Source organism: Acidimicrobiia bacterium (assembly GCA_035471805.1).
Taxonomy (GTDB): domain Bacteria; phylum Actinomycetota; class Acidimicrobiia; order Spongiisociales; family JAHEDJ01; genus JAHEDJ01.
The window spans coordinates 1-9,894 of the sequence record DATIPS010000020.1 but is presented as its reverse complement, the minus strand read 5'-3'; the positions used below and the strand labels follow the sequence as shown (position 1 = coordinate 9,894).

8 protein-coding genes are annotated in these 9,894 nt (G+C 61.9%); 7 read left to right on the top strand and 1 reads right to left on the bottom strand.

The window, feature by feature from the left end; genetic code table 11:
* Positions 1–107 precede the first annotated feature (107 nt).
* A complete protein-coding gene (locus VLT15_04470) occupies positions 108–1,574 on the top strand; it encodes a YncE family protein (protein HSR44470.1) in 1,467 nt (488 codons plus the stop codon).
* A 287-nt stretch (positions 1,575–1,861) separates the two neighbouring features.
* Here VLT15_04470 and VLT15_04465 read toward each other — a convergent pair whose 3' ends face one another.
* Entirely contained in the window at positions 1,862–2,245 is a 384-nt protein-coding gene (locus VLT15_04465; GenBank protein ID HSR44469.1) for a hypothetical protein, read from the bottom strand.
* Between the two features lie 164 nt (positions 2,246–2,409).
* Here VLT15_04465 and VLT15_04460 point away from each other — a divergent pair, with 164 nt between their 5' ends.
* The 6 genes from VLT15_04460 (at position 2,410) to VLT15_04435 (ending at position 9,619) form a co-directional block, all read left to right on the top strand.
* Complete coding sequence (locus VLT15_04460; GenBank protein ID HSR44468.1) at positions 2,410–3,147, top strand: DUF4386 domain-containing protein; 738 nt, start codon at positions 2,410–2,412, stop codon at positions 3,145–3,147.
* Positions 3,140–4,165 (top strand): medium chain dehydrogenase/reductase family protein, encoded by a 1,026-nt coding sequence (locus VLT15_04455; protein HSR44467.1) that lies wholly within the window; start codon positions 3,140–3,142, stop codon positions 4,163–4,165. The genes VLT15_04460 and VLT15_04455 overlap by 8 nt, the downstream gene beginning before the upstream one ends.
* A 467-nt stretch (positions 4,166–4,632) precedes the next feature.
* Positions 4,633–5,475: a nitrilase-related carbon-nitrogen hydrolase gene (locus tag VLT15_04450; GenBank protein HSR44466.1), complete on the top strand. Its 843-nt coding sequence runs from the start codon at positions 4,633–4,635 to the stop codon at positions 5,473–5,475.
* A gap of 101 nt (positions 5,476–5,576) precedes the next feature.
* A complete protein-coding gene (gene hydA / locus VLT15_04445) occupies positions 5,577–7,004 on the top strand; it encodes a dihydropyrimidinase (GenBank protein ID HSR44465.1) in 1,428 nt (475 codons plus the stop codon).
* A gap of 105 nt (positions 7,005–7,109) precedes the next feature.
* Positions 7,110–8,114, top strand: coding sequence for a TIGR03842 family LLM class F420-dependent oxidoreductase (locus tag VLT15_04440; GenBank protein ID HSR44464.1), 1,005 nt, complete (start codon positions 7,110–7,112; stop codon positions 8,112–8,114).
* 305 nt (positions 8,115–8,419) lie between these two features.
* Complete coding sequence (locus VLT15_04435; GenBank protein ID HSR44463.1) at positions 8,420–9,619, top strand: adenylate/guanylate cyclase domain-containing protein; 1,200 nt, start codon at positions 8,420–8,422, stop codon at positions 9,617–9,619.
* Positions 9,620–9,894 lie beyond the last annotated feature (275 nt).

The window sequence follows — 9,894 nt, the reverse complement described above, 5'->3', positions numbered from 1 at the left end:
TGCCTGTGTCGATGTGTCCTACAGCCCGGCGACTCTGGCTTGAGCGGCGATTTCGCCGACGTTGGCGTCGTGGTTGTGGCGAGTCACCGCCGTTCCTTATCGATCCGATGATCAACGTCGGCGGAATGACCAACCTGTTCTCGGTGATCCTTCTCCAGGCTGCGCCGCAGGATTGGGCTATGGCCCCGGAACAGTCTCGCCTCTTCGCCACCATGCCATCGATGAACGGGGTCGCCGTAGTCGACCTGAACGCTTTCCTGGTCGAAGACACGGTCGATGTTGACGGGCCGCCCGGCCAGATCGCTATCCAACCCGGCGGGACCCAGGCCTGGGCGGCCCTCGGCGGGAACGGCGGGATTGCCGTCATCGACACTGAAACGCTGGACGTCGAGACCATTCGTACCGAAGACTCGGTCGTTGCCATCGGCTTCTCGACGAGCGGAGGCCGGGCCGTGGCCGGCACGATCGACGGTGCGCTCGTGTTCGACACCGACACCCTCCGCGAGATCCATCGAACCCCGCTCGCTGGGACACCCAGCGCCATCGCCGTGTCCACCACTACCGGCGACGCCTATATCGCGCAACCCGAAGCCGGCGCCATCTCCATCTTCAACCCCGCGAGCGGCAGGGAGACTGCCCGCCTGCAGGTCGATGTTGGCGTCTCGGATATCGACGTGTCACCAGATGGCCGCTGGGTAGTGGCAGTGAACCCACAACTCGAGAAGGCTTACATCATTGAGACCGCGAGCAACCGCATCACCCACCAAATCCCCGCCAAGGGCGTGCCCGACCAGGTCACCTTCACCAACCAAGCAGCATACATCCACAACGGCGGATCACCATCGGTCACCGTCATCCCGCTCGACGAAATCAACCCGACCGGCGACATCTCGGTCCTCACCGTGCCGATCGGCGACCGCCCGCCCGGAACCTCCGGAGAATCGATAGGCGCCGACGCCATCACAACCACACCCGACGGCAACTCCCTGTTGATCGCCAACCCGGCCGACGACACCGTGTACTTCTACACCGAGGGATCACAGGCAGCGCTCGGCGGCTTCCAGGGCCACACCCTCGAACCGCGCGCCGTGCAAGTCGTCGACCGCAGCCTCAAAGAGCCGGCTCCCGGCGTCTACACGGGCAGCATTCGCATTCCCCAGAGCGGCGAGTTCGTCGTGGCCTTCCTGCTCAATGAGCCGCGGATGGTCAACTGCTTCAGCTTCACCGCCAAGGCCGCCGACGAACCGCTGCAGGGCATCGCAGCCAATGCTGAGATTCGAGTGCTGTCCGACGAAGCTCCAATTGCCGGCGAAGTGCATGACTTCCGATTCGAACTGAGCGGCGGCGATACCGGCACCTCGCTCTCGAATCTCGAGGACGTCAGCGCAAGGATTATCCAGACCGGAGGCAGCTGGAACACAAGCCTCCGGGCCACACCGTCTGCCGACGGCGCCTACACGCTGACGTTCACCCCACCATCACCGGGCATCTACAGCGTCCTGCTGGCGGTCCCGTCGCTGGGCATCGATCTCGGGACCCTTCCCCAAGTCAGCATCCAGGTCGTCTCTCAGTAGGGCCGATTCGAGCTGGTTATTGGTCTGGCACGAGGCTTCGGCAAAGGTATACGCCTCTGGTTGAAAGCGGCCGTGGAATTGGCGACGCTGCCGAGGCGAAAGCCTCCATCCGGAGCAGGCGATTACAGGCGAAAGGGTCCATCCGAGAAAGTCGGGTTGGTGATCCTGCAACCGGCAATGTTCTCCGGCGTCCTATAGGTGTAGAGACCGGCGCGGCCCTGTCCGATTGGGGGAGAACCGCACGCTGCGGTGCCGTTGTGTGCGGCTTTGGGCAGAGGGCTCCAGTCCTACTCGGCCTTTGGCCACGTGTAGGCACGCCAGATGATCAGCACGTTGAACAGGACGTAGAAGACCCCCAGGTAGTACTCCCACCCCTCTGTGGCATCAACAAAGAAAACTATGTTGAACAACAAGTACAACGGAGCCACGATCAGGTTGGCCAACCGGACGTAGGCGGGACGCCCTACCAGACAGAAGACCACGATCAGCGTCAGCACAATCGCAGTGGTGGGCGCAACGAAGAGAACCAGCGAATCAGTAACAGACTCACCCATGCCTTGCAGCTGGGTGAACATGTCCCCGAAGATCCACAGTATGAAGTGACATATCCAGAACACCGCCAGCAGTACCCGTATGTTCACTTTCGGGTTCACCAGTTCCTCGCTAACCACACTTCCTCCTTCGTTCGATCTGAGGTAATGGTCGCTTAACAGCTGCAACTCAAGGAATGGCCGGAGGTCCCAGCCCCTGCCGACAGTCGGCACTAGTGCGGATCGCCCAGCTTCGCCACACTGAACCTCTCGTAGCCGTCACCTGACTGTGGATCGGAGTGAACATGTCTTCGAGCGTGATCGTCGAGATTCCGCGGAGGAGGCTGGCCAGGATCACGGGTGGTCTTTACCTTGCGTTCATTCTTGCCATGGCCCTCGCCGACGTGTTCGGCCATATCGGAATTGGCGACGTCGAACTGGCCTACCAAGCACTCACTACCGATTCGTCACAGTTCGCTGCCGGGCTCGGATTCGGCTTGCTCTCGGCCTTCCTCTTCGTCATGGCCGCTTGGGGTCTTTACGTCCTTCTCAGGCCCGTGAACCGGGATCTGGCGCTGCTCTTCCTGCTGCTCAACGCGATCGGCGTTGCCATACAGGTGGCGAGCTACCTACCGCTCATCTTCGGGATGCTGTCGACCGACGCTTCCGGCTTCAAGGGGGCCTTCTCTCTCGCACAGATCGAGGGCCTGCAGTTTCTGTCCCTTGACCTGCACAAGGTGGGCTTCGCCACCGCGCAGCTCTTCTTTGGTACGTGGCTGTTCCCACTCGGCTACCTGGTCTACAAGTCCGGATTCCTGCCCAAGTCCCTGGGCGTTTTGCTGATCCTGGATGGCTTCGCCGTCCTCCTCTGGTTCTTCCAGGCGATACTCCTGCCGGACTACCCCGCCATGAGTTCTCCCGGGTTGGCGCTGAGTTTCGTCGCTGAAGTCGGTCTTGGGTTGTGGCTCCTGTTCAGGGGCATCAATGTCACGGCAGATGCGCCCGGGCTGCCGGAGCCGCCGCGAAGGGTTCAGCATGGATGAGGCCAAGAATCACCGAATTGTTGTGGCCAGGCGTGGGGGACCGCAAGTCCTGGAAGTCGTGACTGAGGATCTGCCCGAGCCCGGGCCGGGTGAGGTTCGCGTAAGGACCCTGGCCGCCGGAGTCTCGAGCTACGACGTCATGCTCCGCCGGCACTGGTTCCCGGGAGTTAGCCCACCGTACACACCGGGCGAGGACGTCGTCGGGGTAGTAGACAAGCTGGGTGCCGGCGTATCGAACCTGGAGGTCGGACGGAGGGTTGCCCTCTGGACGTTTGGTGAGGCAGGTGGATACACGGAGTTCATTTGCACGCCCGCCGACCGGGCGGTGCCTGTCCCTCCGGGCCTCGATTCCGACGAAGCCGTTGGTCTGGTGGTCAACTACCTGACGGCAAGCCTGGCGATGCACCAGATGGCTTGTGTCCGGAGCGGAGAACGCATACTCGCTCACGGTGCGGCTGGAGGGGTCGGCAGCGCCCTGGTTCAACTGGGCGCTCTGGCCGGTTTGGAGGTCTACGGCACCGTCTCGGCACACAACCATGAGTTGGTCGAGTCTCTCGGCGCCACACCGATTGACTACCGCAACCAGGACTTCGTTGCCCGTATCCATGAACTGACCGGCGACGGCGTCGATGTCGTCTTCGATGTCATCGGGGGCGGCCGCCAGCTCTGGCGTTCCTACCGGGCACTTGGCAAAGGTGGGCGGCTGGTGTTGCTCGGCATGGCCGGTGCCGTACGGGGCGGTTTCAAAATGATCCCGCCCAGCATGCTGGTGGTCGGTCTGGTGAAGATCCTGCCGAATGGCAAGACGGCGCCGCTGGGACCAGGAATGGAGAACTACCCCAGCGAGCATATGGATTGGTATCGAGACTCCCTTGCCGAGTTCTTCGATCTGGCCGCAACCGGCAAGATGAGACCGGTGATTGCCGAACGCTTCCCCCTGCTCGAAGCCTCCCGCGCCCACGAGTTCATGGAGCGCGGCGGATACGCCGGCAAGGTGGTCTTGACCGCTGACGCCTGACGGGGTCTGTTGGTTGGGTTGCGGTTGAAGAGAATCCGGGAGCGGTCGACGCGGGGGAGTTGACCGTGCTGGGCGGTGTGGTCGCGGAGGGCGCACGATCTGTGGGTGGGTTGCATCTCCAGCCTCTACCAGCGAATGGGTCGACAGGAACAGTCGGTGGACACTTCTGGAGAGAACCGTCACCTCCCGGACGGCCGGTTTCTACAACGAGTCACTCAGTGAAAACAACACCCCATCCCGTCCAAGTCGAAACTTGTTGACGGGTCGAAGGGGTCCGGGATTGCGGGATCCTGTGCTGCCAAGGTGGCCGGAGGTACTCCCCGACAAGCCGGCGACCTGAATCTCGCCAGACTTTGGTGGCCGCACTCTGCGGGTACCTGGGGTAGGTTGGGGAAGCCGCAGGTTCCCGCGGCCCACGAGGCACCGCCCGTCCCGGGCTCCCGGAACCCTCGAGAAGGAGATCCAGCATGGCGAATGTGGTACGAGCAGCCATTGTCCAGACCGAATGGACCGGCGACCAGGATTCAATGATCGAGAAGAACGTGCAGTATGCCCGCCAGGCTGCTGAACAGGGTGCCCAGGTGATGTGCTTTCAGGAGCTGTTCTACGGCCCCTACTTCTGCCAGGTGCAGGAGGACGAGCACTTCGACTATGCCGAACCGATGCCCGATGGCCCAACCACGCGGCTCATGCAAGAGCTCGCCAAGGAGACCGGGATGGTGCTGGTGGTCCCCATCTTCGAGAAGGAGGACGACGGGTTCTACTACAACACGGCCGCAGTTATCGACGCCGACGGATCCTACGTTGGCAAGTATCGCAAGACGCACATCCCCAACGTGAAAGGATTCTGGGAGAAGTTCTACTTCCGGCCGGGCAACACCGGATATCCGATCTTCGACACGGCGGTGGGGCGGATCGGCGTCTACATCTGCTACGACCGGCACTTCCCGGAAGGATGGCGAGCTCTCGGCCTCAACGGCGCCAAGATCGTCTTCAACCCTTCGGCAACCAGCCGCGGATTGTCCATGTACCTATGGAATCTCGAGCAACCGGCCGCAGCTGTGGCCAACGAATACTTCATCGCGGCCATCAACCGGGTAGGTCGCGAACCCTACGGGGACAACGACTTCTACGGATCGTCCTACTTCGTCGACCCGCGCGGCCAAATCGTCGACGGCGCCGCATCCGATACCGATGAGGAACTCGTAGTCAGGGATCTCGACCTTGACATGATCGAGGAAGTTCGGAAACAGTGGGCCTTCTACCGCGACCGGCGGCCCGATGCCTACGGTGACCTGGTCGCTCCCTAAACGAACAGTGGGAGATTCATCAAGACACGCATTGAGACCTTTGAGATACTGAGCGGAGCGACTTCGTTGAGCGCGTCGGGCCGCCAAATAGGAGACAAACGATGAGAATTGTCATCATCAACGGCACAGTCGTCACCGCCGACCAGACCATCGAAGCGGACCTCCTTATCGGGGACGGGAAGGTTCTGGCGATCGGAGCGGCCGGCTCACACAACTGGGCCGAGGGCGCTTCCCAGGTGATCGACGCCCACGGAAAGTACGTAGTGCCCGGCGGGGTCGACGTGCACACCCACTTCGAACTGCCATTCGGGGGAACGTACGTTTCGGACAACTTCGAAACCGGCACCAGGGCGGCAGCCTTCGGGGGAACTACCACCGTTGTTGACTTCGCCGTCCAGGTCAAGGGTGAAACGATCCGTGCGGGCTACGAGACCTGGATGCGTAAAGCGGAGGGAAACTGCGCGATCGATTACGGGTTTCACATGATCGTCGGTGACGTCAACGACTCGTCACTCAAGGAGATGGCCGCCATCGTCGACGAAGGCGTGACCAGCTTCAAGCTGTTCATGGCCTATCCCGGCGTCCTTTACTCTGACGACGGCCAGATCTTCCGCGCTATGCAACAAGCCGCAAGTGACGGCACGACGATCATGATGCACGCCGAAAACGGAATCGCCATCGACGTGCTTCGCGAGCAGGCCGTTCAACGGGGCGAAACGGACCCCAAGTACCACTCGATCACCCGTCCCCCCTCCACCGAGTCGGAGGCGGTGCATCGGGCGATCACTCTCGCCGAACTAGCCGGGGCACCCGTCTACATCGTCCACATGTCGGCCAAGGAGGCTGTGGCCGAACTCACCCACGCACGTGACCGGGGCCTCAACGTGTTCGGGGAGACCTGCCCCCAATACCTTCACCTGTCGGTCGAAGACCATGTCTCTCGCCCGGGGTTCGAAGGAGCGAAATACGTCTGTTCGACCCCCATCCGGTTCGCGGGGGAGGGCCACCAGGAGTACCTGTGGAATGCCCTGGCGAGAGGAGATCTCCAGGTCGTTTCCACCGACCACGCCTGCTTCTTCTACGACGACGACGAAAAGCTGGGCCGCCAGAAGCGTTTGGGGGAAGGCAACTTCACGCTGATCCCCAACGGGCTACCCGGTGTTGAGGAGCGTTTCAACGTCATGTACCAGAGCGGTGTGGTGGGTGGTCGCTTTGACATCAATCGCTGGGTAGACCTGATCGCCACGGGCCCAGCCAAGATGTTTGGCCTCTACCCGCGTAAAGGCACCATCGCTGTCGGGTCGGATGCCGACATCGTGATCTACGACCCCCGGGCATCCTTCACCTATTCGGCCCCCGACACGATTCACGGAAACATCGACTACACCGCCTACGAGGGGATGGAAATCAACGCCAAGATCGACAAGGTCCTCTCCCGGGGGAAAACGATCATCGACGGTGGTCGCTATGTCGGCTCCAAGGGCGATGGGTCGTACCTGAAACGCGGTATGAACCAGATGCTCATCTGAGGGGGTGTAGTGACGACGATTGAACACCGGCGGGATCTGATCAATTGCGGGGTACCCCTGGAGATTCCGCAGCACACATAACTCGACCGACGGAGAGGCAGCGCAATGGATTTCGGAGTCGTCCTGCAAACCGACCCGCCGGCTTCACGGGTCGTCGATTTGGCCAAACTGGCCGAGCAAAACGGGTTCTCGCACGTCTGGACCTTCGATTCGCACGTCCTCTGGCAGGAACCGTTCGTTGTCTACAGCCAGATGCTGGCTGCCACCGATCGGATTGTCGTTGGGCCGATGGTGACCAACCCAGGTACCCGCGACTGGACGGTGCTCGGCTCCCTCTTCGCCACACTCAACGACACCTACGGGCCCCGGACGATCTGCGGGATGGGACGCGGTGACTCGGCGCTGCGTTACATCGGGCGCAAACCGGCCACGCTGGCAACCATGTCGGAATCGATGAAGGTCATCAAAGGCCTGGTGGCCGGCGACTCGGTGATGTACAAGGATGTGCGGCTGCGGCTGCGTTGGGTCGATGAACACGGCTGGGATCTCCCGATGTGGGTGGCTGGATACGGGCCGAGAGCCCTCGATCTGGTCGGCCGTGAAGCCGACGGGTTCATCCTCCAGCTCGCCGACCCGAAGATCCTCGAATGGACGATGGAGGCGGTGAAGGCTGCAGCCCGTAACGCCGGTCGTGACCCGGACGAGATTGACTTCTGTGTGGCGGCCCCCGCCTATGTCGGCGACGATCTCGATCATCAGCGGAACGAATTGCGTTGGTTCGGGGGAATGGTCGGGAACCATGTCGAAGATCTGGTGGCCCGCTACGGCGGTGAAGGGAGCGCGGTGCCGCGGGCACTGACCGACTTCATCAAAGATCGCAAGGACTACGACTACCTTCACCACGGCAAACGGAGGAACCCGTCGGCCGACTTCGTTCCGGATGCCGTTGTCGACAGATTCTGCGTTCTGGGCACTGCCGCCGACCACATCGCCAAGCTGACCCAGCTGCGAGATATGGGTGTCGACCAGTTCGCCATCTATCTCATGCACGACGCGAACGAGGCGACCATGGAGGCGTACGGGCGAGAGATAATTCCGGCCCTTCGATAGTGCCGTCTCACCGGGTCGGCGATGGTTTCCTGGAGACCTTCGGTGATCCGGCAGAGCCATCCAGTGCGGCCGGGAACTAGGGCGAGACGGTTCCGGTCTGAAACGTGTTTGCCCAGCCGTCGCTCTCGGCGGTTGTCCCGGGGACTAGTCGGATAATCGATCCGGTTGAGGTGGCCCGGCCGGACCACTCGGGGGGACTAGTCCGGGGGCTGCTTCCCGGTGGAACTGCGCCCCGCTGCCTGGCTTCGACGGTTAATGCCGGTCTCTGCAGGTGTTAGGACCGCGGGTTTCCCTAAAGTTTGTCTGTGCTCGTTGAGGCAAACGAATCCTATCCCCTGCCAGATGATCCGATCCTTGCGGAGATCGCTGTCTCCCTGCGTGACTCCCATGATTGGGGCTGGATCGTCGATCGGGACTGGCGGCTGCGCTACATGACCGACGAGCATCGTCTGTCGTTTGGTGCCGGCGCTCAGATGGTTCCGGTTGCGCTGGGTGAGTACCTGTTCGGACCGGAGATGGTTGGAGTTTCCGCTGAGTGGATCACAGGACTGAATCGGCCAGAGCTGTGGGGCCCGATGATTCGGGCCGTTGGTGCTCTCATGCTGGCCGATACAGAACTAGATGCTGACGGGTTGCGGGCTCAGGTCGACCCCGCTCTGCATGGAATCCTGGACGAGCTGTCGCCTACGGATATGGTCGCTACCTCTTTCTTGGCGACCGGCACTTATCTCGGTGCACCGTTTCGAGTTGGGGCGAAGGCGCTTCGGATCCGGGACGCGGCTGGTGAGGTGAGGGGGACGCTGTTCCTGTTTCAGCCCGCCGTGGGAATGGGGGTGATCGGAACGATGGCATTTGCGCTCGATCCTGGTCACCTCGAGCGGATGGCATCGGTGGCTCAGGCCAGTCGAACCCCTGCGGCCATCCTCTTCGCCGACCTCGAAGGCTCGTCGGTATTGTCCCGGACCCTCTCCACCGCAAACTACTTCACGGTCGGGCGACGGATCGTCCGGGCAACCGATCAGTGCGTGGTGGACGCCGGCGGGCTGGTTGGTAGACATGTCGGTGATGGAATCGTCGCCTTCTTTCCGACCGAGGCGTTCGATTCGGAGTCGAACGCTGCCATGGCCTGTATCTCAACCGCGCGCGCCGTACGGGAAGCGATGGGGAAGGTAGCAACACGGTCGGGGCTTGATCCGGCCGATCTGGTGATGCGCTTCGGTCTCCACTGGGGTTCGATGATTCACATCGGGAATATCACCACCGCCGCGCGGTTTGAGGTGACCGCTCTTGGCGACGAAGTCAACGAGGCCGCGCGCATCGAGGCCTGCGCGACCGGTGGGCGGACACTGGCCTCCAAACCGTTGGTGGAGCGATTGGACGACCGGGCTGCTGCCGAGTTGGGGATCGATCGCGACCGTTTGACCTACACACAACTTTCAGACTTGGTCACGGCCACCGAGAAGGCACGCAGGGACGCTCCGGCCATCGCCGTTTGCGAGCTCTAAACCATCGTGTCGATATAGCGTTCGCCCGAACGAAGACTATCTAGACGGGCGCGACGGCTCCCCAAGCAAAAGCGTCACCTTCTCCCTACACACTCGCGAATGAGTGTCTCAGACGCCACACGATTTGCGAAGGGGCGTCAGTGCGCGAGTCGATCCTCCGACGGGCGGCTGCTCAGAACTTCCTAGTCGATGACGGCGGGCACCGCCCAGTAGTAGTTGGTGCAGTCGCCGTCGTTGTCGCATTGGCCGGAGTTCCCGTTCGAGCCTGCCACCAG